The sequence below is a fragment of the Armatimonadota bacterium genome, assembly GCA_016125185.1.
Taxonomy (GTDB): Bacteria; Armatimonadota; Fimbriimonadia; order Fimbriimonadales; family Fimbriimonadaceae; genus Fimbriimonas.
The window spans coordinates 72703-94596 of record WGMG01000001.1; the positions used below are offsets into that span (position 1 = coordinate 72703).

A 21894-nucleotide genomic window follows, 5' to 3' on the forward strand; every position below is an offset into this window, starting at 1 on the left:
CAACGGCAAACTCCCTCCGTCCGGAAGCAGAATTCTCTCAGCGAGTAAACTTTCCTCGCCGATGATCTCCAAGTCTCCCGATGCCCCGATTGGCGTTTTCGACAGTGGTCTCGGCGGGCTGACGGTCCTGAAAAGCTGTCTGCAGGCGATGCCGACCGAGCGGTTTGTATACCTGGGCGACACGGCGCGAACCCCCTACGGATCGAAGGCGCATGAGACGATTTGCCGGTACGGCGTGGACTGCGCCGACTTCCTGGCGAGCCACGACGTGAAGTTCCTGGTGGTTGCGTGCAACACGGTTTCCGCCCATGCCATGCCCGACCTGGAGGCCCGATTCGACTGCCCGATCGTGGGAACGGTGGACCCGGCCGTGCGCGCGGCTTTGCGATCGACCCGCAACCGGCGCGTGGGCGTGATCGGCACTGAGGCGACCATCAACCGCGGCGCATACCAGGAGGCGCTGAAGCTGGCCGACCCAGCGGTCGAAGTGGTGAGCCAGGCGTGCCCGCTGTTTGTGCCGCTGGTGGAGCAGGGAATGGTGTCGGGCGAGATCGTGGAGAAGGTCGTGGAGCTATACCTGGCCGGGCTGAAGGAGTCGGGTGTGGACTCGGTCATCTTGGGATGCACGCACTACCCGTTGCTGAGCGAGGCGATTCGCGCGTACCTGGGCGAGGATGTGTCGTTGGTGGCGTGCTCGGACGCGGTGGCAGCGTCCGTGGTCGAAATCCTGGCGGAAAAGGACTTGGGTGCAAGGGAAAGTCGGGCGGGGGTCGAGTACTTCGTCACCGATGCGGCCGACCGATTCGACTCGCTGGGACGGGCTCTGCTGGGCCTGGACGACGTGCACTCTCGGCACATCGACCTGTAGCTACTTGTTGGAGCCGAGCAGGATTCCCTTGACGAAGAAGCGCTGGGACAGCAGGAAGACCACGATGAGCGGGAGCATGACGATGACGGCGGCGGTCATCTGGAGCGGCCACGCGGTGGCACCGTACGAGTTTTTGAACACGCTGAGGCCGACCTCGAGGGTGCGCATCTCGGTCGAGTTGGTGTAGATGAGGGGTCCGAAGAAGTCGGTCCAGACTCCGAAAAAGGTGAAGACGCTGGCGGTGGCGAGCGCGGCTTTGCTGAGAGGCAGGATCACGCGGGCGTAGATTTGCAAGTCGGACGCGCCGTCGAGCTTGGCCGCCTCGTCCAGCTCTCTCGGGATGGAGATCATGAACTGGCGAAGCAGAAACACGCTGAACGACGAGCTGACGCCGGGCACAATCAGCGCCCAATAGCTATCTAGCCAGCCGAGATTTTTGATGAGCAGGTAGACCGGGATCTGCATGACGCTCCCGGCGAACATCATGGAGCCGAGGAAGAGCGCGAAGAGCGGGCCCGAGCCACGAAAGCGCAGGCGCGCGAAGGCGTAGGCGGCCATCGACGTGAAGAGAATTTGGAAGAAGACCACCGCGCTGGTGACGAAAACCGAGTTCCAAAAGAACCGCGCGACCGGGAGCGAGGGGTTGAACAGCACCCACGAGTAGTTCTCGAAATGCCACTGGGTCGGGACGGTGTCCTTGAGGTCGGGGATCGCCTCCTTGGGGCCGTGGAGCGAGATGAGCACCATCCAGACGAACGGCGCGGCGAGGAACAGCGCGAGCGCCCAAAGGATGATGGCGGTGAGGAGGCGTTTCATCGTCGTTCCGTCTCCATTTTAGTCTGGTTGGCGGGACTTGTGGGTGGTAAAAGGACAGACTGACTTCGTCAAAGACCGGACAAGACCACAATCAGGCCGATTACCAATGAAGTCCGCTTGAACTACTAAGAACGAATTCCTTTAATCGGAATATCCTGTTTTTAAAGCGAATCTGTGGGTGCAGATATTTAATGCGGCTATCGTAGACGCTATCTGCAGACATCTCCCTCAGCCTTGGCAACCGATTCAAGAAGCGAAAGTTCGACAAATTGATTCCGTTTAGTTCCAATGTAATCAGATTTGGAAGAACCGGAAGACTATCTATCTCCAAGTTGCCACAGTCTATAAGCATGAGATGCTCTAGTTTTCTATAGTTCCTCAAGTGGCTTAAATCGTAGATCGGACAAAAGGATAAATCAAGAATCTTTACATTTTCGAGTCTGGCCAACGGAGAAATATCTTCTAATGGCAATGATCGAAGGCATAATTCATTCAAATTAGTTAGGTCTCCAATCGCATCTATATCGGTTATTTTTGTACCGGATAACGTAATGCACTTTAATTGCTTAAGTGATCTTATCCATTCGATCGAAGAAACATTCGAATCAGATAAGTCAAGAAATTGGCAATTCGTGAAGCTGGACAGACCCGAATAGTCAAAAAGAGGACAGCCAGCCAAATTTAGTGACTCAAGTAACGGGTAAGACAATAATGGATCGAGGCTCGTTATGGCTGACGCGATTTTGTCGAGTGAGGAAGGTCTATCACCTCTTGTCAGCTCCTCCACCACCAATGGAATCTCCAATATATTGCGAAAAACTCCAAATACTAGTAGTCCGACTGCTTTGGCTATTTCATTGATTTCGACTGGCGACTGAGCTGATTCAACATATGGCCTACAGGCCAAAACTGCTTCTCCGGTGCTGATCCTGGAAAGTGCACGAGCCTTAGCCATTTGCACTATATGTTTTTGAATAGGCTCGTATAAAAGGTGACGAACAGCGCTTGGTCCAATTTGCCCCATTATGACTGCCTTTGCCTTTGTGTTAACTGGTAGATATCTGCTTTCGACTTTGGCGACAGCATCTTCAATGTCCACGGGCAATGTTCGACGGTACAGTTTAGCGAGACGAAGAGCAAGTAGATCGCAAGCCGCCTTTTGGCCCTTCGTATCCATGTTCATCGAAATAAGTGCTCTCAGCACCTCCAGAGCAAAATCGGACTCCGATCGAGAGGCAACAATAAATGTAAACAATGGTTCCCATCGGTTGATCGGATCCGGCCCGTTCTTGCCCCTGCCGTATAGCAACTGGGTTAGGAATTCCGGATCGCCAACTTCAGCGATGGGGTGCGCGCCTAAGTAATCTCGGAGCGTATTGTGAACGAACTCAACATCGTCTGCACCAACTGCACGAAGCAAGTTGCTCCGTTCAATTATGCCCTGCAGTATTCCTTCCGCTTCCTCCTCCGTCCTTCGTCCATACAGTGAGCGAATCGTATGGCTAACCACTTTTCGAGAACGCACTTCCGTCCGATGCTCAATGAAGTCGAAGGCGATCTTTTCGATAATCTCTCGCCTTTTTTCGACTCTATCCAGGTCTCTGTAAGCCTTTGGAGCAGGATCGCAGGAACCTAACTGCAGAAAGTCTCGATCCCACAGGAGCATCGTTACGGCACTCTCACAAAGGTCATCGAGAGACGTCGGGAGGTTGCCGCGATACACTCGGTTGATTGCGCAGAGAAGGGCACAAAGGAGGGGATTTCGAGCAAGTCGAGCTAACTCTGGCTTATTTTGTAGTTCTGCGTGAAGAATCCCCTTGACGACTTCGAGATTTGCCCGTTCTATTTCGTCCAGCTCTAATTTCCTAGCCACGGCTTCGTGCCACCTATCTAGAAATAAATCTTGAGTCACTGGAGTTAGCTCGCAAATTTCGAACTCGTCGAACCCCTCAGGAACTTGGTCATCTACCGCCTGAGGGCGCGACGAAATCACGATGATATTTCGACGATCCGAAGTGTAGTTTCGAAACCAGTCCATGGCTTTCTTCCGCTCAGCGATCGGTAACTCGTCTAGGCCATCAACAAGTAACAAAGCGCGTCCGGAATCGAAGACCCGCTGGGCCCAGTTGCTGTCAGGTGGCGTGTCGGATAGGATGCGATTGGTAAGCTCCGCTTTGGTAGGAAATGTGCCACTTGAACAATCTCGCAGGCGGACAAAGAACGGAACATAACCAGTCCACCAAACGCCTGTGTCTCCCTCCACTTTCGATCTGGCAGTGGCAATCCAGTTAGATATTTGCCCTCCCGCTCCTGGAGTTTCAGGTCGCCGATTCAGCTGAGACTGGAGGCCGAACCAAGCCAAGAGGGTTGACTTCCCACTGCCCGCCATACCTTTGATGTACTTTCTAGCCGGACCTGATTTCGGCAGGCTTAGAACGTTTTGGGCATCGATAACTTCACCATCCGAACCAAGCTGTAGCGTCACGTAAGCGACTGAAAGCTCTAGGCGATTATCTTCTGGGGTGACGTTGCGAGTCGGGCCAGGCTTCTGCTCGATGAATAGCTGAACTTCATTGAACTTCTGACAGAAGGCTTGACAGTAGATTTCTTCAAATTCGGCGTCGGCACGCGCTTGCTTGCCAAAATTGTAGGCGGTGATTCGCGCTTCGAACTCTTGAGGATCGACCGAGCTCTTGGTTATCTGAAGGAGCCAGCGAAAGAAGCCAGGGAAACGGTCGACACGGTCAATGATCTGCCTGACGATCTCCGTGAGGAGTATGCGGATGTACGCGAGCTCGGACGACCACTGACTTTCGTTCATGGCCCCTCGAGCCATTATGACGTCCGCAACTTGCTCCGGATGATCGAGGCCCTGAAGCAGTTCCGCATATGTGAAACCTCGATCGAAACAGTATGATACCTCGAGAAGCACCTGGTCGGGAAATTCGTACTCAGACAGGTTATCTGCGGCCGCAGTGAGTATTTCCGTTCGAAGGGAAATCGTTGCTTTGTCCTTGACCCAAGCGTCGAGTCGTTCGGCACCAATACCTGATGCTTCCAGTAACCCACCTAGCCGGTCACCCTGAGCCAGTTTGATGATCGCCTTTGTTAGGGCTAGGCTTAGCTTTGCGGTCCACTTCGGCTGGCTTGACACGATGGCATTTTATCAGGATGTGTCCCAATTATGAGGCTTTCTGTTCGTAGGTTTGTGTGAGCGGGACGCTCACTGCCCCCAGTGGGCGACTCTGCTTAACCTCGAATCAAGCGCTTGGCTTTGTCAGGCGATTCGAACTCGAATCTCAATCCGGTTTTGTGTTCGACGGTCTCGATGAACCGTCGGCGATTGGCGAGCCACCAATGGAACTTGACGTCGAAAAACCGACCGGGCAGGTGGATGATGTAAGCCGTTGGGAAGCCCAGGAATGTGGTGTAGGTGAGGGCGACGACGCTGGAGAACGGGCACTCGATCATCGGCTTCTCGTGGCGCTTATAGTAGCGGAACATGTTGCCCTCGACCTCGATCCGCTGTCGGCGATTGCGCACCACGCTGACCATGACGGAGATGGCCATGAGGGCGGCGCACAACCCGAAGCCAATCGATCCCCATTCCTCAATTCCTGAGCGACCACCTTTCGAGAAGCTCCCTAGGGCGATGGCGACAAACGTGTGGACCTCACCCAGCCAGGCGACGTAACCCCAAAACCCCCAGAAAGAATAGACGGCGCACTCGCCCACGAGGAACATGATAACTCAATCTTCGCGCCACGGACCACCTGATCGCTCGAAATTAGCCTGCGGCCACTGTTCCATTTCGTCGGTAATTGTCGAGATTTACCTACTTTATGCAACACATTGTCTGCTCAAACCAAAAAAAGCCCCCTCTTGCGAGGGGGGAAGCTAGTTGCGGATGGCCGATGCCTTCTGCTTGGCCAGCCATTGGGGCCAGACGCCGTAGTACAGCCAGCGATTGTTGGGCGCGTCGGCCTCTCCGGCGCGGGTGCCCCACACGATGATGGTGGGCACGACGGCGCGAAAGGCGTCGATTTCGGCTTGGCAGATGTCGGAAACGTCGGTGTTGAACGAGCCATCGGGCGCGAGGTCGAGGCCGAAGCGGGCGGGGCCGCCATAGAACTCGGCGATGATGACGCGCTTGCCGGCAAAGACCGAGTTGCCCGCGATCACCTGACGTAGAGTCTCAGCGTTGTGGCGGAACCCAAACTTGAGCTGACCCATCCGCGCGGAGGCGTCGGGAAAGTCCTTGGCCGTGGCCCACGAGGCCGAGCCGCCGATGTTGACGGCGATGGTGCCGACCTTCGACCAATCGAACGTGTTGGCCGAGGCAAGCTCGGTGACGGAGCGAATGTTGCCGTCGAGGATGCAGGAAATGGAGGGCGAAACGATGCGCGAGGGCCGGACCCCGAGTTTAGACAGCACGGCGATCTCGGCGCTCATTAGCTTGAAGAGGTCGGGGTGCCACTCGCCTTGGCTCGTGCGGTTGCTCCCGCCCGGCTTGGGGTCCAGCGGCGGGTTGGTGCACCGCCCGGCGGGCTCGTTGAGGAGTTGGTAATAGGGGGTCAGGTGGAGGTCGAGGGCGCGAGCTTCGATATGCCGAACGATGCCTTCCATCGTCTTCATGCGGTCGGGGATCGACCACACCGGCGGCACCCAGCGGTCCGGGTCGGTCCAATGGATGGGCTCCAGCAGGATGAACGGAACGACGTGATATTGCGCGCAGAGGTCGAGCTGGGCGTCGATTCCACGGTAGTCGTCGCCATATTCGACCTCCCACTGGATGGTGCCCCACCGGGCAAACGAACCCGGCGTGAGCAGACCGTATGCCTCGACTGCGTTGGCGTAGTCCTTCGACGTGTAGGCCGGGCGCAAGGCGGGAATGTTCCCCCCGACGGGCATGGTGGAACCAGCCGTTTGGGCAAGGGAAAGGAGTGCGCTGAGGGTGCCGATCATGGTTATTGGGTTCTGGTGAAGTAAGGAATAGTTTCGAGCTTGTCGATCTCAGCTTTGAAATTTGCGGCAAGGCGAAGCTGGCCGACGCGGTTGGGATGCAGACCGTCCGACGACGTGTTTCCGCCGATCGAATAGCTTACGCCCGATCCAACGGCGGCCAACATAGTTGCAAACGTTAATTGGGTGCGGGTGTTTCCCGAAATCGCCTTGGTTTGGACTCCGACCGTGACGAACGACCCAACCCACTGGTTCTTGGTCCAGGTGGCAGTCGAGTCGTTGAGGGTGGTCATGGTGCCCGCCGAATCCGTTGTGCCGGTAGCTTGAACGCCGAGATTTTGGTACTCCTTTCCGGCGGACTCCTGCAGGTTAAGGATTCCGTGGGTATAGCCGCTTGCGAGAGCCGCATCGTACACGGCATATTTGGGATCGAGATTGCCCGCGTCGTAGGCGGTCAGTGCGCCAGATTCGTTGGTATAGCCGTTCGGGACCTTGATGGTGTAAAGCCTCAGCTTCGGATTAGCAGATCGCATGGCCGAACTGAAGTTGGCGATACATTCTGGCAGGGTCGATAGCGAGTCGTTGTTGGGGTCATAGGCAATGCAAATGTCGCAGTAGGTCATGAGCCTCGCCAATGTGCCTTTTTGGAGAGCGATATCCTCGGCATTCGTCGTCCAATCTGGACTGGTACCGCTCGATGAAGATCGACGGCTCAATGCAGTAAACGTCGGGCGTGTCGATGGTCACGACTGTGGTTCGATCGGGAGTTAAAGGGTTCATATGGGAAAGGCTCGCTTGCGCAAGGTAAAAATGATTTCGTGTCGTACAACGATTGGCTCAAGATGATTCGACACGCGGGAGCCGATCCGCGTCAGGCCGATCCAAACTGGCTGAAGAGCCAATTTCAAGCCGGGGCGCTACCCGTCCTCATCGCCAATGACATCATCGCCGGGCGCTTTCCGCGCCGAAAATCGGTGGTGCCGCGCCAAACCCGACGACCCGTTTCTGCTGTGGGGAAGCTGGGTATCGGGTGCGCGACCATCTTCCTGCTCCTTGGTCTCTGGTTCATGCTTACGACCGGTCTGCGGATGATCGCACAGCCGCGCTTGGCTGCCTACTGGACCTACAACGGCTCCAAATACTCGATTGTCAAAATCACGAATGAGTCGGGGCAGAAGCTGACCGGCCTGCAGGTCTGGTTCGATACGCCTTCGGATGACCGGGTCTTTGGCGATCTCGTCACCAAAACGCTCGCGCCTGGCCAGTCCACCAAGGCCTCCTTCGACTACGAGGACATTCCGGCCTACACGACACTCGATGGCCGCTGTAGCTCGGGCGGGGTATTCATCTTCACGACGAACTAGCCGAAGAGTCGGTGGATCGTTCGTTCCAAACTATCTTTCTAGTCCAGCGTCGCGGTGCTAAAATTGCCGCGTGTCGTACAACGACTGGCTTCAAGCGATCCGAAGGGGAGGCGTCGATCCGCGAGTGGCAGATCAGGCGTGGCTTCGGAGTCAGTTCGGGTCGGGGACGCCGCCGTCCGTGGTCATCAACGCGATGGTCACCGACCGGTTTCCGAGGGCTCCGTTGAGTCCGATGGTCTTCACGCCACCGCAGGCGCCCGGTTCTCGGCCCTCGCCAAACCCACCGCCGGTGGGTGGCTACATCCCCCGCCGTTATCCCCCGTCCGGCATCGAGCGGTGGTTCACCCGCATCGGGATCGTCCTCGCCATTTTGGGCGCCATCTTCCTTGGACCCATCGTTTGGAAAGTCATCACGTGCCCTCACTTTTCGTATCGGTGGATGTCAACTGGGAACGGCTACTGCACGGCTCGCGTGACCAACAAATCCAAGAAGCGGATAACGGGCCTGACGGTCTGGCATACATCCCACGAGTACACCGATAGAGAAGGCTTTGTGGAGCATAAGTACTACGGAGACCTGGATGCGACCTCGCTCGATCCCGGCGAGTCGACCACGGCCACCTTCCACTTCACCAAACCGGATGACTTTACGGACGTCAATGGCTCCTACAGCTCGGGTGATATCTTAATTCTTCCCGAGGACAACTAAGCCGTATAGGCGCCCAGTTTGAAGGCGTGGCCTTCCAGCGCGGCGGTGATGATCTCCTGCTTCCAACCCGGCGGGAACGCGCCCTTAGCTCGCGATCCGCCGCCGCGGTAACCACATAGTCGGCGTGCCAGGGACACGAAAAGGTGATCGTGTACAGCCCGGTGTCACCCAAGATCATCGGGTTGGCGCTACGCGAATAGATTGCGACTTTGAACCCGTGCGTGCTGGAAAAAGCGTTGCCGTATGTGACGGTCGTGTTCGCAGTCTCGATGGCGGCAGGCGGGCTAAAGCTCGTCACCAGCGAGTAGCTCGCCGAAAAGTCTCCGCGCCAGACATAGTTCGCCGCGCCGAGGGGGTCGTTCTTAAGGATCATTTAGTCTCCACACCCGCATGGCCGTTTGACTGGCTGGCCCTGGGCGCGCTTTTGACCTTCGGTCACAATGCGGCGGATGGCAGGAAAGATGCGGGTGCGAATCTCGGTCATCGTGACCTCGTCGCAACCTTCGAGGGTGATGACGCAGTTGCGCCCCTCGCCGACCTTGAGCCGGTATTCGTCGGGTGGGTTCGTCATTGGAAGGCTTCAGTGGGGCAGGATTCAGAAAGATGAGTCACGACGGACAGGCGCGATGTTAAAATAGTCCAGTGTCGTACAACGACTGGCTAAAGCTGATCAAAAACACGGGCGCCGATCCTCGCCTGGCCGATCAGGCTTGGCTTCAGAGTCAGTTCCGGTCCGGCACGTCTCCGGCGATGGTGGCAAACGCCATCAAAATCAATCAGTTTCCAAGGCCTCAGGCACCCATGATGCAGGTGCCGATCCAGCAACCAATCTACCAACAACCGGTCCAATCGTCGATGCAGCAACCGGTCCAGCAACCGATTTACCAACAGCCGAATTATCAGCAACCGATGCCGCCGCAGGGGTTCCAGCAGCCCATGGCTCAGCCTGGCTACCAGCAGATTCCGTACCCGGGACCCGGATACGCCTATCGGCCCGGAATGTCGACGGGCACCAAGGTGCTTCTCGCCATCGTCGGAGTCATCGGAATCTTCTTTCTTGCGATCCTTGGGGCAGGGCTGAAGGGACTGGGTCAACCGCACCTTTCGGCACGGTGGGTGTACAACGGTTCGGAGTACGCGCTCCTCAAAATCAAGAACCGGTCGAGCTCCACCATCAGCGATATCCGGCTATGGCTGGAAACCGACATCGCCACCACCGATCACGGCATCGAAACCGTCTCGCATGGCAAGGTTTACGGCCAAGATTTCTCGAGAACGCTCCGTCCCGATCAGACTCAAACCGTCACGTTTTGGCTTGGCAATATCCCCGATTGGGCGTCCGTCCAGGGCACCTGTAGCTCGGGCGATCTGTACATCACCAACGATTTTTAGGTTAGCCACCTTCAGAACCAAAGTACCAAAACGAAGTAAGCGCCATGCTAAAATTCCCGCATGGATTTCGCTCGGTGGCAACAAATGGTACGCCAGGCGGGTGGGGATACAAGGATGGCGGATCAGAACTGGCTCTACAGTCAGTACCAGATGCAACAAGCCCCCATCGTCGTGGCGCGCATGATCCAGGCGGGAGCCTTCGTCCCCGCCCAGCCGACTCAACGCCGGATGCCAACGCCGGTCATGCCGTCCATTCAACTCGGCGACCCGCGCGCGATGCGATTTCCCACCGACTACACCGAGTGGCGATGGACCCTGTACCTTACGTCGGTCGGCTTCCTGCTCCTCTTCTTCTACGCCGCGTTCTCCCTGGCAACGGTTAACGATCTCGCCCAGCGATTCGCGTCGATGAGTACTTCACCCATCGAATACTTCGTTAAGAAGGCCTGGTGGGCGGTCCTTCTGGTTATCGGTTTGTGCATCTTTATTAGGCGATTATTCCTCTTTTCGCCGTTCCCGTCGATCCACTCTCGCACATACCTAACGTGGATGGCGGTGCTTTGCGCGCTTGTCGCCCTCGCCGTGCAGTTCACGGTTTAGACCAGCCAGTTATCGCCCAAGCCGACCAGAAACTTCAGTTTGCCGAATGTCTCCGACGTCGGGTCAGGTCGAAGCCATTCGGAAGGGAATTGGGAAGAGGTGGCGACGAACGCCCTATTTCATCTCGGGGAACACGGTCGGGTCCCACTTGTTAAATATGTGCACGTCTTTTCCGTTGCCTATGCTGAAGTCGATCCCATAAAGTTCGTAGTCGTACCGCATGGTGATGGTCCACTTATCGCCAGGGTAGATTCGAATTACGGGGCTGTCATAGAAGCGATGATAAGAGAGGCGAGGATCTGGTCCAGGGCGACCTTGCTGACTGTCCAAAGTTAACTTGGGTGTTACTGTGCACGTGGCTGGATTTCCAGTCGAAGTCTCGTGAAATATCCTATCCCCGAAGAGGTCGATCTGCATCACATGGCCAGTCGTGTTGGTGAGCTCCCCGACAATCTCGTCGCCGTTTCGTCGATTCCAGCTTACAGTGAGGGGCGGTACGTCTCGCTGGACTGGTCGGGACGCGGATTGCCCATCTCGCTGATCGCCGGGCCGAAATCCAGGGCGAGTTACGAAATAGATTGCAAGCCCAGCAAGTCCGAGCAGGAGAATCATGCCGATGATCCAACCGAAGTTGGATCGTCGAGGACGCGGCACTGGCGTACCAACTAAAATAAGGCTCCCCTGGGCGTATCCAGGGTTCGAAGGTTGAATGCTGAAAATGTGTCCGCACGAACCACAGGCCGTGGCATTCAAAGGGCTCGTCATCCTGCACCTTGGACATACGATATGCGGCACATTCGGGTCCATTTGGATATCTTACGTCGCTCTATCCTCTGGACCTCAATCCTATGGCCAAGCGGGAAAGCTGAAGTTTGGATCGTATTTGTTCTTCAGGTCGACATCGAACACCGCATGGACTTCGTCTGACCCAGTTGCCGTGAGTGTGATTGGACCATCAGCCCCAATAGAGTAGGCCGTCTCGCCCATCAGAGAAATATCCATTTCGCCGTTAGAATCGCTTTCTATTGTGGGTCCGAGATCGCTTCGACGATTCTCCTCTGGCGCGTAGTTCTGCACCCGTCGAAGACGCCATTTGTATGTATGACCGTCGTCAGACTGACTGTCGATGGTTAAAAGAACGGATCGCTTGGAGTAATTGAGGAGGACACCTTGCTGTTGGCCGCCGCCGAGACGGTGAGTCCACACGACTTGGATATCACCATCCTGAATTTGCCCCTTCGATGCTTCGCCAACGGGAGCCACACCGCGGTCTTGTTCGGTCGGGCTCGGGCCGCTTTGCGTCGGGTCACCCTGAGTTGCCTGATTGTCCGACGAACTGTAGGTCTTGGGCGGAGGAATCGCCTGCGCCTGCTGGGGCTGAGGCTGCTCGTCGCTTCGCTCGTTGGAGCTCGAGCTCGGCACCACAGATTTGAAAATGAACGCGCCAACGATGACCACCGCCAGGGCCATGATCGCCAGGTAAGGCTTGCGACTCACGGGCGCCTGCGCTGTCTGTACCGGACCGGTCTGCATTGGGCCAGCCATCGGGTTTGACCCGCTAAACATCTGAGTCTGATTCGGAGTCGGACTACCGCCACCGAACATTTGCGTTTGGTTCGGGGTGGGCGAAATCGGTGCCGCGCCGAATGCCTGCGTCTGATGAATCGGCGTCCCGACGAAGGACATTCCGCACTTCGGACACGCCGCCGAGCCAAGTACAACCGGGGTTTTACACCTCGGACAAGGCGATGTCGGCGAACCAGGATTCACGATGGTTATTGTACGACAACAAAGGGCCTCAACCTTCGGTCTGCTGTCAACTCGAATGAAGGCTTTAGCTTCAATCCTTAAGTTTTGGCGGGCGAGACGCACACCTTCCAAGTTCAGCAAATTCACGTCGTAAACGTGCCCTGAGGTGTCTTTGCACTGGGACTCCTCCTTCGGTGGGTACTTTGCTATGCCTATGAAATAGGCGAGATAAGTCTGGCTAACGAAAACGCAGATGAATCCTGCGCACTTGTATAGTTGAGTTGCCAGAACGGAAGCATCTGGACCTGCCAGAGCCCTCATGGTCGTGGATGGTCGACCTCTTTCCGGACGAGCCCGAAGAAAAGGACGAAGATAATGGTTTGGGTGCCTTGATGATGCTCGATTCGCATCGTAAAATGGACGAATGATCCCGTCCGCGCCCTATAAGGAGTGCCCGCGATGCCGGATGAAATGCACCTTGGACGCCCAAGTCTGTGGGACCTGCGGGCATTTGTTCAGCACGAAGTTCGTGCCGAATGCGGCTCAGCCGATGGCGGGGCAACCCCAGATGGGCCAAACCCAGATGAATCAGCCGTACCAGGCGCCGATGCAGCCTGGACCGGCGTACGGATACGGCCGCGAGGCGTGGCATCAGCGGCCGAGTACGCGGTCGCTGATCACGTGGCTGGTGGTGATTTTGGCGCTGTCCGGTTTGGGCTACCTTGGCTACAAGCTGGTGGCGGTGAACAACGGCCTGGTGATGACGTGGTCAGGCTCAGCCGATAAGGGTGATTCAACGGTGGGTTGGCTGGAAAACAACTCGTCACACCCCTTCGCTGTGAGCCTCAGCAGTGAGATCGACGTTCCGCCGGAGAAGCGGTCTCCGCTGGTTCCCGGCCCAACGATGGGAGCCTACATCTATGTTCGGTTTCATGGCGACGACCAAGACCCGGGCTTGGGCGGTTGGGCCAACGTGAAGCTCCAGCCAGGCGAGGCCGCGCACGTGAAGATCTCTGCCGGTGGTCGGCTGATCATTAAGGCGATCGACGACTTTGGCCAGAAGTCGCAGATCGACTTTAAGCAGCGATGGGAGAAGGGTTATGCGCCGGCGGATGACGGCGGCGGTGGCGGCGGCCAGTCGGATAGAAATGGGTGGTGAGCTTTTAGCTTCTAGTTGGCAGTTGGGAGTTGGGAGAGGGCACAGAGCAGTGTGCAAGTGCAGAGTGCAGAGCGCCCTGTGAAACGCACTTCTCAAAGAGGCTGAACCTCTCTTGCGGCTTGAAGCTTGTGGCTTGAGGCTCAAGGCTCATGGCCCTTTGCCCTTCGTTGTCGTACAATATCCACCGTGAATCCTGGTTCGCCGATTCATCAGACCCAGGCTTTTGGCGCGGCACCGATTTCGCCCACCCCGAACCAAACGCAAATGTTCGGTGGCGGTAGTCCGACTCCGAATCAGACGCAGATGTTTAGCGGGGGGAACCCGATGGCCGGCCAAATGCAGACCGGTCCGGCGCAGACAGCGCAGGCACCCGCGAATCGCAAGCCTTACCTGGCGATCATGGCCTTGGCGGTGGTCATCATTGGCGCGTTCATTTTCAAATCCGTCGTTCCCAGTTCGAAGACTTTGTCGGACGATGCCAGGACCGAGTCTCTTCGTCGGCACCCGGCGATAAGTGGCGGATTTATTGCGATTTCGACTTTGCGCTGACGGGATGGCTCCACGAACCGAACGGCGAGCGGACTCGTGCTCAATCATGAATCGGTGGAATCTGCGGGTTTTTGCCGGAGATGAAGCAGAATTGAGGTTATGGACTCTAGCTGGGAGTTGTGAGCGTGACGCAATGGAGCCCAAACAAAAAAAGAGGGTCAGGCGAAAATCGCCTGACCCTCTTGATCTGATCCCGCTTAGAACTTGACCGAGAACTGCGCGCCGTAGAAGGAGCCCTTCTGCGCGTTTCCGATGCCGTTCACCGTGGTGATGATGTTGTTGAGGTCGCCGTTCTGCCAGAACAGGTTGAACATCGTGTGCTCGCCCATGTCGTAGCCAAGGTTGACCGTCGTGAACTTGCTTTCAGCGCCATCGGCGATGCCCTGGAAGCCGCTCTTGAACTTCGTATCTTCGTACGAAGCCATCATGCCCCACTTCTGGGTCAGTTCGTAGCCGAAGCCCGCCTTCCACATCTTGTAGTCGCCGGTACCGGTGATCGCGTCACCCTTCTCGTACGAACCGTGGATGTGCAGCTTGTCCGACAGCTTGGCCATACCATAGGCGGAGAGCGCCTTGGTGTTGGTCAGGTTGCGGAAGACCGACACGCGGCCCCAGTCACCCGGAGCGACGTAGTTGGTTTCGACGTTTCGGTAGCCGAGCTTCAGGCCGTAGCTGTCCGAGTGCGTGCTCAGTGCAACGTTCCATCGACCGTTGGCGGTATCCACCAGCGTGTCGAGGTTCTGCGTATCCGAGCCGGAGCCCGAAGACGTCAGATCGTTGTTGTTTGCGGCGATGCCGTAAGCGACCGACTTGCCCGCGCCGCCTTCCAGCATGAAGCTGCCCGCATTGAAGTGCAGATCAGCGCCGTAGACGTTGTATCGGGTGATGCCAGACTGCTGAACGATGCCCTGCGGCTGAGCCGTGCCATCCTGCAGGAAGTTGACGTTTACGCCAAGCGAACCGTCGAAGTCCACGTAGGAAGCGGTGACGCCGCCCTTGTCCTCGGCAAACTTGAAGTCATAGGATCCACCCATGACTCGCTGAACGCCAAGCGTGGTGAGCTGCATCGGCTGGACGTTGAATCCGCCGGTGGTCGTCGTGTTGTTCAGGGTTCCCCAGAACAGCTTGCCGCCCTGACCGAAGGCCAGAACGCCGCCATCCATTCGCCACGTGTGGTCATCCCACCGGCTGTTCTTGTAGAACGAGGTGGTGTCCGGTCGGCTGAGGATGTAGTTGCCAAGCTTCAGGCCCTGTCGGCCAACGGAGAGGTTCCACTGCGGGAGCGTCGCCGTCAGTTCGTGCAGGTACACCGAAGTGCCGCTGGACGAGATGACAGAACCAGCGCCCGTCGGGTTGTACGACTGCACGCCGAAGCCCGTACCGGTGGACGAGTTGAGCATATTCGTCGCCACGACTTCCGCCTTGTACGGAATCTTGGAGGACGGATCGGTGATCTTCACACCGAACTCGTGCATCGTGATGAGGTTGTCGAAGCCACCGCCCGTGCCGAAGCTCTGCAGGTATTGGCCGTCTTGGTTCACCACCGCAGTCGAGCCGGTAGCCTGCGAAGCCATCGCCATGAAGAAGTTGGCATCGCCGGTGATCTGGATGCCGCCGCCAGCCTGCTCGAGCTTGGAAACTCGCGCGGCGAGGTCGGAAATGTTCTTCTTCATCGACTCGACGTCGACGCCTAGCGACTTCAGTTCGTTGGAGTAAGCCGAGGCCATCTTCTTGAGCTGAGCCAAGTCGCTGCTCCACTCCTTCATGCCGCCAACCTGCTTCTGCAGATCGGCCAGGCCGGTCTTGATGTCCGAAAGGTCAACGGTTTTGCCGCTGCCGCCGTCTCCGACGGAGTTGATCTTGGCTTCCAGCGCCTTGAGATTCTTCTCAACGTCGCTATTGAAACCGACGAGCTTGGCGTAAACCGCGTAAACGATCGACGCGACCTCGTAACGGGTCATGGTGCGGGTGCCGTTGAAGTTCCCGTCGCTGTCGCCGTGGATCAATCCCTCAAGCTTCAGCTTGTTCACGCTGTCGGCCGCCCAATGTGTATCCTTTACATCCGGAAAGCCATCTTGGGCGAAGGCAGGAACAGCCATACCGAGCCCAAGGACTACCGAAAGAGCGTACTTATAAGTTCGCTTCATGCTGCTTTTTCAGTTCTCCTCTATTTCCTATTTCGGGGAACCTTTCTTTCGCGCAGGCTGGGCCGTTTCTCACACTTTCCTAAGTTTCTTATGAGACTCGATCCGACCTATTCGAATTCCAATATTCCCCTGTGGCACAATGCCACAGGCTCATTATTACCTTTCGAGGCTCGCTCTGGCAAGGGTGCAAGGCCGATATCAAGCGCGACATTTCGGTTTTAGAAAGCGTTATAGGGGAAAAGATGTGGAAAAGGCGGATAGCGTGTGGATTGTTTTTCGCCGCTTCGGCGTGGTCCTCGGCTTGCTTGTGGGATTACGACACGCTCTCCAACGAGGCTCGGGGACTGCCCGATGTGCTCGACGCTATCGTGGGGCGAGTACCCGTTTACCCGAAAGAGTATTACGAGTTTCGCGTTCGCCGTTCCTCGGCGATTGTCGCCAAAGACCCCGACAACCTGGACGAGCTGGACAACCTGATCGTGGCTTACGACAAATTGGGGGATGACGCGTCGGCTTTTCATTACGCGGCGATGAAGGCCAAGGCGCTGGCCCTGCAACCCAACGCCGACCACGAGTATCGATATTACGCTAACCTCGGCACCATCGAGGCGCACTCCTGGGTTCGCGGCAAGGACCATAAAGACAGGTCCCTGCTGGATAAGTCCATCGCCCACCTGAAGAAGTGCCTTGAACTGAACCCTAACGCCCACTTTGGCCGCGAGATCGTCCAATTAAAGCTGATCGAGATGGTGCGGGCATCCAAGGGCCCCTACGATGACACGGAGAAGAGGGGTCCATATGGTGATATCTATGTCGTTTCTCGCGATGTGAGCGAAGCGGCTTACTCCGAATGGCAGAAATTCATCGAAAAGAACGGGATCGATAAGACTCAAAAGGGAATCATCGGCATGATGATGATGGGTGGCGGACCCGATTCGCCCGATCTTCTTTTCGCTTTATACGGCACCTTCGATCTGAAGAGTGGGTACCTTCTGGACTTCGCCGGAAGGCGTGCCGAGGAGACTTGGAAAACCCACCCGAACTTCGTTGGCTTTAATAAGGTGGATTTCGCCTATATTCCTTTCGATGTGAAAGTCGCCAATCGGCAATATGCCGCCCTGGTCGAGAATGCCAAGCAGTACCGAGGAGCGATGGCTGAGTACATTCGAAACAAGGTCGCTCAGGGTAAACACCCCGACGTCGATCCGCACTTTTGGGATGATTGGCGGGAACCGCCGCACGTTGACTTACGCGCCTTTGAGCCGCTCTTGTCCCAGAGGCAGGTAATGAACCTTCAGATTCTTGGGTTGGGGTTTACGTGCTGTGGCTTGCCGTCACTGGGTTTCGCTACTATTCTGTGGGTCATCGTGCGAAAAGGAAGATTATGCAGTCATCCGACGGACACGAAATAAGAAAGTCCGACGAGCGATCTCCCTCTTCGGTTTCTCGCAGAGCGGATTCCGGGCAACCATTTCTCCTCTCCTCTTAGAGCCCGTCGCACGGCAGCTCTTCCAAACATTTGACACCCCATTTGTCGCCGCCATAATGGCGGGGTCGTCCCGAATGTCGGGACTCCTCGGACCATTTCAGGTTAGAAGTCGTCCGGGGGTCTACGCTCGTACCTCGCTTCGACCGCCCGGCTACCAGCTGTGATCCCTCCGGGATCAGGTTTTCGCTTGCGATGCGACGGGCTCTAAGAGGAGAGGGGCTTCGTGCGACAGTAGGAGCATGTCGTTGGACCCCGCCGAGCAAAGCGAGGGAAATGGAGCAAAGCGGAATCGGGGCGAAGAGGTGAGGTAGGGATTCCCCAAAAGCATCGAGTACAGCATGCAAATCAGCTAAAATTGAGCTTCTATGCTCGACCGAGAACTCATTCGAAAACAGCCGGATTTAGTCCGGACCGGAATCCAACGCAAGCGTCTGGATTCGTCGATCGTCGATGAGTTCCTGTCGGTGGACGCCGAATTCCGGCGGATCGCCACCGAGACCGGCAACGCGCAGGCCGAGATGAACCAGGTTTCCAAAAGCATCGGCATGTTGATGGGCCAGGGCAAAAAGGACGAGGCAGAGGCCGCGAAAGCAAAGGCCGGCGAGCTGAAGAAGCGCGTGGGCGAGTTGGAAGACCAACAGCGCGAGATCGAGGCCAAGCTTCACGACGTCGAATTGCAGTTCCCCAACCTGCCGCACGACTCCGCGCCGGATGGCGACGACGAAACCCAAAATCCGGTCATCCGCGACTGGGGCCAAAAGCCGAGCTTCGAGTTTGAGCCGAAACCGCACTGGGACCTGGCCGACCAGCATAACATGTTAGACCTGGCGCGTGGCGCCAAGATCACCGGCAGCGGCTGGGTGGTTTACCGCGGCGTCGGGGCCAAGCTCCAGCGAGCGCTGTTCAATTTCATGGTCGACCACCAGACCGGCGCGAACGGCTACGAAGAAATCTATCCGCCGTTCGTGGTCAACCGCGAGTCGCTGATCGGCACCGGTAACCTTCCAAAGTTTGAAGACGATCTGTATAAGACTCAGGACGATTTCTTCCTTATTCCGACCGCCGAAGTGCCGGTAACCAACCTGTACCGCGACGAGATTTTGGATGCCAGCCAGTTGCCAATCAAGCACGCCGCTTTCTCGGGATGCTTCCGCCGCGAGGCAGGCGCGGCGGGCAAGGACACGCGCGGCCTGCTCCGCATCCACCAGTTCGATAAGGTGGAAATGGTGAAGTTTGTGGAGCCCTCGACCAGCTACGACGAGCTCGAATCGCTGGTGAAGGACGCCGAATCGATCCTCCAGGCGCTGGGCCTGCACTACCGGGTCATCGAACTGTGTACCGGCGACATGGGCGCAAAGGCGACTAAGATTTATGACCTCGAAGTGTGGGCGCCAGGCGTGCAGAAGTACCTCGAAGTGTCCTCGTGCGGCAACTTTGGCGACTATCAGGCGCGGCGAGCGAACATCCGCTTCCGCCCAGAGGCGGGAGCCAAGCCGGAGTTCGTGCATATCCTCAACGGCTCGGGTGTGGCGGTGCCGCGACTGTTTGCGGCGCTGATGGAAACGTACCAGCAGGCGGATGGATCGGTGAAAATTCCGCCCGCTCTGGCCCCGTATTTCGGCCGAGATTCGATTTAGGTTCCTGAGACCTTGCTTAGGTGGGTTTCTAGCCCACCTAAGCACCCCCAAAGAATGATCGGCCACTCGACGACGTCTATCCCTATAAGGTGGAGGTAATCGACAAGCCAAGGTCGAAGTGGGGTGTCGTGGGCAAGGTGTCCCTCGTCGTTTTTTCCATCCTGCTCGGATTGGTGGCCATCGCCTACCTGCTCACCGACGTGCCCAAGGCCGCCGGAGCCTACAACCGCAACCACGCCGCCGCGCTCCGCGCAAAGCTTCCCATGTCGGACGCCGAGTTGGAGCGGATGCGAGCGGTACCCGATGCCGATAACGCGGCGTTGACCCTTGGGCCCGTGATCCAAGACCTTGTGACCATCCGCAAGGCCGACACTTTCAACTACAACGACAAGACCGAGGACATTGCCCGCAAGGCTTGCCGAAGTTCGCGGCCGACCTTCCGGTCGTCGAGCGCGCGAGCCGCCAGTCCAATTTCTCGCAGAAATTCATCTTTCGGTCCGGCGAGGCTTCGCCATACGTCAGCACCTTGCCCTATCGTGATCTGGTCGTGATTCTGGCTGGTCATTTGGAGTTATCGGCTAAAGAAGACAACCGCGAGGAGACGCGACGCACCGCCGGTGTATTGGCCCGACTGGTGGTACTGATTGGCTATGATCCCAGTGTAGAGTTCACGCTAGTGAGGATGACGGGGGGAATGGTGGCTGAACGAGCCCTTCAGGCCATTTTGAACCTCCACGGTCAGGACACCGCTTATCGCAAGATCGTGTCCGATGCCGCCACGATCATGGACATTCCGATCGACTTGCGGCCCATGCTTCGCCAAAACTACTGGGAAGCGTTTAACTACGTGCAGCAAGCACTGAAGCCAAGACAAGGGGTTCCGGGAGCGCCCAGCAGCCCGGCTCGATTCATCCCGAGTTTTGAGCGAGCAAGCATGTCGAGGCTGGACGAATATTATGCATACGCCATGGCCAACTACCCAGCCAATCTTTGGGATGACCAAGCGCTATGGCAGTATCATCTGCGATTGCAATCGCTCCAAAACCTCAGCGACGTTAGCATGACGGTTGTGAACTCTGTGACGCCTGGAATCGAGGGGTTGGTCAAATCAATCTGCCGATATCACGCCCAGATCGGCACGCTTCTGCAGGCGGTCCGAGCCCTCGATGGAGCCGATCTGAATAATGGTCTTCCGCTCCAAGATCGACACCGGCTCGACGCCGACGGCAGCCCATTGCGCCTCCGAAGAACGCCCGATGGCTGGATCATCTACTCCATCGGCTACAACCTGACCGATGACGACGGCGTGTTCGATTCGAAAAAGGGGAAGGATGATTTTGCCGTGAGGATACCAACGCGATGAAGTGGGGCCAATGAGCCCCACTCTGTATATCGCAATCCGTTACCAGCCGCGGGTGGCCAGTAGTTCCTTGTCTTCCAGGCTGTCGCAGTTGATGCCGACCATCGGCTCACCGAGGTTTCGCGAAATCTCCGCCAGCTTCTTGGGGTCCTGGTAGAACAGCACCGCTTCGACGATCGCGCGGGCGCGCTTGGCCGGGTTGCCGGACTTGAAGATGCCCGAGCCGACGAACACCGTTTCGGCTCCGAGCTTCATCATCAGTGCGGCGTCGGCCGGGGTGGCAATTCCGCCTGCCGAGAAGTTCGGCACTGGGAGCTTGCCCAGAGCTTTGACCTCGCGAATCAGCTCTAGCGGAGCCTGATGATCCTTGGCCAGCACGTACAACTCGTCCTCACGGGCGTTCTGAACGATCTTCATTTCCGACTGGATGGTCCGCATGTGTCGCACCGCTTCGATGACGTCGCCGGTGCCGGCCTCGCCCTTGGTTCGGATCATGGCCGCACCTTCGGCGATGCGTCGAAGCGCTTCGCCCAGGTTCCGCGCGCCACAGACAAACGGCACGGTGAACGCGTGCTTGTCCACGTGGTTGTGGTGGTCGGCCGGGGTCAAAACTTCGGATTCATCGACGAAATCGACCTCCAGCGCCTCCAAAATTTCGGCTTCGACGAAGTGCCCAATTCGGCATTTGGCCATGACGGGGATCGTCACCGCCTCCTTGATGCCGATGATCAGCTCGGGGTCGCTCATTCGCGCCACGCCGCCGTCCTTTCGAATGTCGGCCGGTACGCGCTCTAGGGCCATGACGGCCACCGCGCCCGCGTCCTCGGCGATCTTGGCCTGCTCGGCGTTAACCACGTCCATGATCACGCCACCCTTCAGCATTTCGGCCAAACCTACTTTCTCACGCCACGTCTTCTTCGCCGCAATCTGCTTTTCGATGCTCATTGAATTCAACCTAAGTTGGCTCGCCGGATCGGGAAACGAAATGGAAAGGGGCGAGCCTATCTCTTTCTCTTAAGGATACCTTTTCAGGTTCAATCGGCCCGTGCCTTGGACCGTCTCCCTAACTTAATTACGTAGATTGGGCACGCGG

20 protein-coding genes and 1 pseudogene are annotated in these 21894 nt (G+C 57.2%); 12 read left to right on the forward strand and 9 right to left on the reverse strand.

All coding sequences use genetic code 11. The annotated features are described in order from the left end of the window. The first annotated feature begins 61 nt into the window (after positions 1 to 61). Positions 62 to 868 (forward strand): glutamate racemase, encoded by an 807-nt coding sequence (locus GC165_00300; protein ID MBI1331299.1) that lies wholly within the window; start codon positions 62 to 64, stop codon positions 866 to 868. Here the strand turns inward: GC165_00300 and GC165_00305 are convergent, their stop codons facing one another. The 5 genes from GC165_00305 to GC165_00325 form a co-directional block, all read right to left on the reverse strand. Then, positions 869 to 1684, reverse strand: coding sequence for an ABC transporter permease subunit (locus GC165_00305; GenBank protein ID MBI1331300.1), 816 nt, complete (start codon positions 1682 to 1684; stop codon positions 869 to 871). Positions 1685 to 1784: 100 nt separating this feature from the next. Then, positions 1785 to 4838: a hypothetical protein gene (locus tag GC165_00310; protein ID MBI1331301.1), complete on the reverse strand. Its 3054-nt coding sequence runs from the start codon at positions 4836 to 4838 to the stop codon at positions 1785 to 1787. Between the two features lie 95 nt (positions 4839 to 4933). After that, positions 4934 to 5428 (reverse strand): hypothetical protein, encoded by a 495-nt coding sequence (locus tag GC165_00315; GenBank protein MBI1331302.1) that lies wholly within the window; start codon positions 5426 to 5428, stop codon positions 4934 to 4936. Between the two features lie 153 nt (positions 5429 to 5581). Then, a complete protein-coding gene (locus tag GC165_00320; protein MBI1331303.1) occupies positions 5582 to 6649 on the reverse strand; it encodes a hypothetical protein in 1068 nt (355 codons plus the stop codon). 2 nt (positions 6650 to 6651) lie between these two features. Next, on the reverse strand, positions 6652 to 7362 hold the full coding sequence (locus tag GC165_00325; GenBank protein MBI1331304.1) for a hypothetical protein: 711 nt from the start codon (positions 7360 to 7362) through the stop codon (positions 6652 to 6654). A 102-nt stretch (positions 7363 to 7464) separates the two neighbouring features. Between GC165_00325 and GC165_00330 the strand changes: the two genes are divergently transcribed. Continuing rightward, positions 7465 to 8010, forward strand: coding sequence for a hypothetical protein (locus tag GC165_00330; GenBank protein ID MBI1331305.1), 546 nt, complete (start codon positions 7465 to 7467; stop codon positions 8008 to 8010). A gap of 70 nt (positions 8011 to 8080) precedes the next feature. Beyond that, complete coding sequence (locus tag GC165_00335; protein MBI1331306.1) at positions 8081 to 8719, forward strand: hypothetical protein; 639 nt, start codon at positions 8081 to 8083, stop codon at positions 8717 to 8719. Between the two features lie 373 nt (positions 8720 to 9092). Here GC165_00335 and GC165_00340 read toward each other — a convergent pair whose 3' ends face one another. Further along, positions 9093 to 9290, reverse strand: a complete 198-nt coding sequence (locus GC165_00340; GenBank protein MBI1331307.1) for a hypothetical protein — start codon at positions 9288 to 9290, stop codon at positions 9093 to 9095. Positions 9291 to 9583: 293 nt separating this feature from the next. Between GC165_00340 and GC165_00345 the strand changes: the two are divergent. The 3 genes and pseudogenes from GC165_00345 (at position 9584) to GC165_00355 (ending at position 11380) form a co-directional block, all read left to right on the forward strand. Beyond that, a pseudogene (locus tag GC165_00345) lies at positions 9584 to 9673 on the forward strand (Sec-independent protein translocase TatA). A gap of 498 nt (positions 9674 to 10171) precedes the next feature. After that, positions 10172 to 10711, forward strand: a complete 540-nt coding sequence (locus tag GC165_00350; GenBank protein ID MBI1331308.1) for a hypothetical protein — start codon at positions 10172 to 10174, stop codon at positions 10709 to 10711. 381 nt (positions 10712 to 11092) lie between these two features. Then, positions 11093 to 11380, forward strand: coding sequence for a hypothetical protein (locus GC165_00355; protein MBI1331309.1), 288 nt, complete (start codon positions 11093 to 11095; stop codon positions 11378 to 11380). 177 nt (positions 11381 to 11557) lie between these two features. On the opposite strand, the gene GC165_00360 is transcribed toward GC165_00355, so the two are convergent. After that, positions 11558 to 12481, reverse strand: a complete 924-nt coding sequence (locus tag GC165_00360; protein ID MBI1331310.1) for a hypothetical protein — start codon at positions 12479 to 12481, stop codon at positions 11558 to 11560. 403 nt (positions 12482 to 12884) lie between these two features. Between GC165_00360 and GC165_00365 the strand changes: the two genes are divergently transcribed. Beyond that, positions 12885 to 13619, forward strand: coding sequence for a hypothetical protein (locus tag GC165_00365; protein MBI1331311.1), 735 nt, complete (start codon positions 12885 to 12887; stop codon positions 13617 to 13619). A gap of 186 nt (positions 13620 to 13805) precedes the next feature. Further along, positions 13806 to 14168, forward strand: coding sequence for a hypothetical protein (locus tag GC165_00370; GenBank protein ID MBI1331312.1), 363 nt, complete (start codon positions 13806 to 13808; stop codon positions 14166 to 14168). Between the two features lie 197 nt (positions 14169 to 14365). Here the strand turns inward: GC165_00370 and GC165_00375 are convergent, their stop codons facing one another. Continuing rightward, complete coding sequence (locus GC165_00375) at positions 14366 to 16315, reverse strand: hypothetical protein (protein ID MBI1331313.1); 1950 nt, start codon at positions 16313 to 16315, stop codon at positions 14366 to 14368. Between the two features lie 269 nt (positions 16316 to 16584). On the opposite strand from GC165_00375, the gene GC165_00380 reads away from it, so the two are divergent. The 4 genes from GC165_00380 to GC165_00395 all read left to right on the forward strand — a co-directional run bounded on the left by GC165_00380 (position 16585) and on the right by GC165_00395 (position 20804). Beyond that, a complete protein-coding gene (locus tag GC165_00380; protein MBI1331314.1) occupies positions 16585 to 17727 on the forward strand; it encodes a hypothetical protein in 1143 nt (380 codons plus the stop codon). Positions 17728 to 18169: 442 nt separating this feature from the next. Next, entirely contained in the window at positions 18170 to 19441 is a 1272-nt protein-coding gene (serS, locus tag GC165_00385; protein ID MBI1331315.1) for a serine--tRNA ligase, read from the forward strand. Between the two features lie 137 nt (positions 19442 to 19578). Beyond that, entirely contained in the window at positions 19579 to 19992 is a 414-nt protein-coding gene (locus GC165_00390) for a hypothetical protein (protein ID MBI1331316.1), read from the forward strand. After that, positions 19989 to 20804 carry a hypothetical protein gene (locus tag GC165_00395; GenBank protein MBI1331317.1) on the forward strand — a complete coding sequence of 272 codons (816 nt, stop codon included), beginning with the start codon at positions 19989 to 19991 and terminating at the stop codon, positions 20802 to 20804. The genes GC165_00390 and GC165_00395 overlap by 4 nt, the downstream gene beginning before the upstream one ends. 39 nt (positions 20805 to 20843) lie before the next feature. On the opposite strand, the gene pdxS is transcribed toward GC165_00395, so the two are convergent. Continuing rightward, positions 20844 to 21746 carry a pyridoxal 5'-phosphate synthase lyase subunit PdxS gene (gene pdxS, locus GC165_00400; GenBank protein ID MBI1331318.1) on the reverse strand — a complete coding sequence of 301 codons (903 nt, stop codon included), beginning with the start codon at positions 21744 to 21746 and terminating at the stop codon, positions 20844 to 20846. Between the last annotated feature and the right edge of the window lie 148 nt (positions 21747 to 21894).

Bases quoted from the DNA above. Each gene is read 5' to 3' on its own strand.
- GC165_00365 (MBI1331311.1), top strand. From the start codon at position 12,885: ATGATCCCGTCCGCGCCCTATAAGGAGTGCCCGCGATGCCGGATGAAA.
- GC165_00340 (MBI1331307.1), bottom strand. From the start codon at position 9,290: ATGACGAACCCACCCGACGAATACCGGCTCAAGGTCGGCGAGGGGCGC.
- GC165_00375 (MBI1331313.1), bottom strand. From the start codon at position 16,315: ATGAAGCGAACTTATAAGTACGCTCTTTCGGTAGTCCTTGGGCTCGGT.
- GC165_00315 (MBI1331302.1), bottom strand. From the start codon at position 5,428: ATGTTCCTCGTGGGCGAGTGCGCCGTCTATTCTTTCTGGGGGTTTTGG.
- GC165_00305 (MBI1331300.1), bottom strand. From the start codon at position 1,684: ATGAAACGCCTCCTCACCGCCATCATCCTTTGGGCGCTCGCGCTGTTC.
- GC165_00300 (MBI1331299.1), top strand. From the start codon at position 62: ATGATCTCCAAGTCTCCCGATGCCCCGATTGGCGTTTTCGACAGTGGT.
- serS (MBI1331315.1), top strand. From the start codon at position 18,170: ATGCTCGACCGAGAACTCATTCGAAAACAGCCGGATTTAGTCCGGACC.
- GC165_00350 (MBI1331308.1), top strand. From the start codon at position 10,172: ATGGATTTCGCTCGGTGGCAACAAATGGTACGCCAGGCGGGTGGGGAT.
- pdxS (MBI1331318.1), bottom strand. From the start codon at position 21,746: ATGAGCATCGAAAAGCAGATTGCGGCGAAGAAGACGTGGCGTGAGAAA.
- GC165_00320 (MBI1331303.1), bottom strand. From the start codon at position 6,649: ATGATCGGCACCCTCAGCGCACTCCTTTCCCTTGCCCAAACGGCTGGT.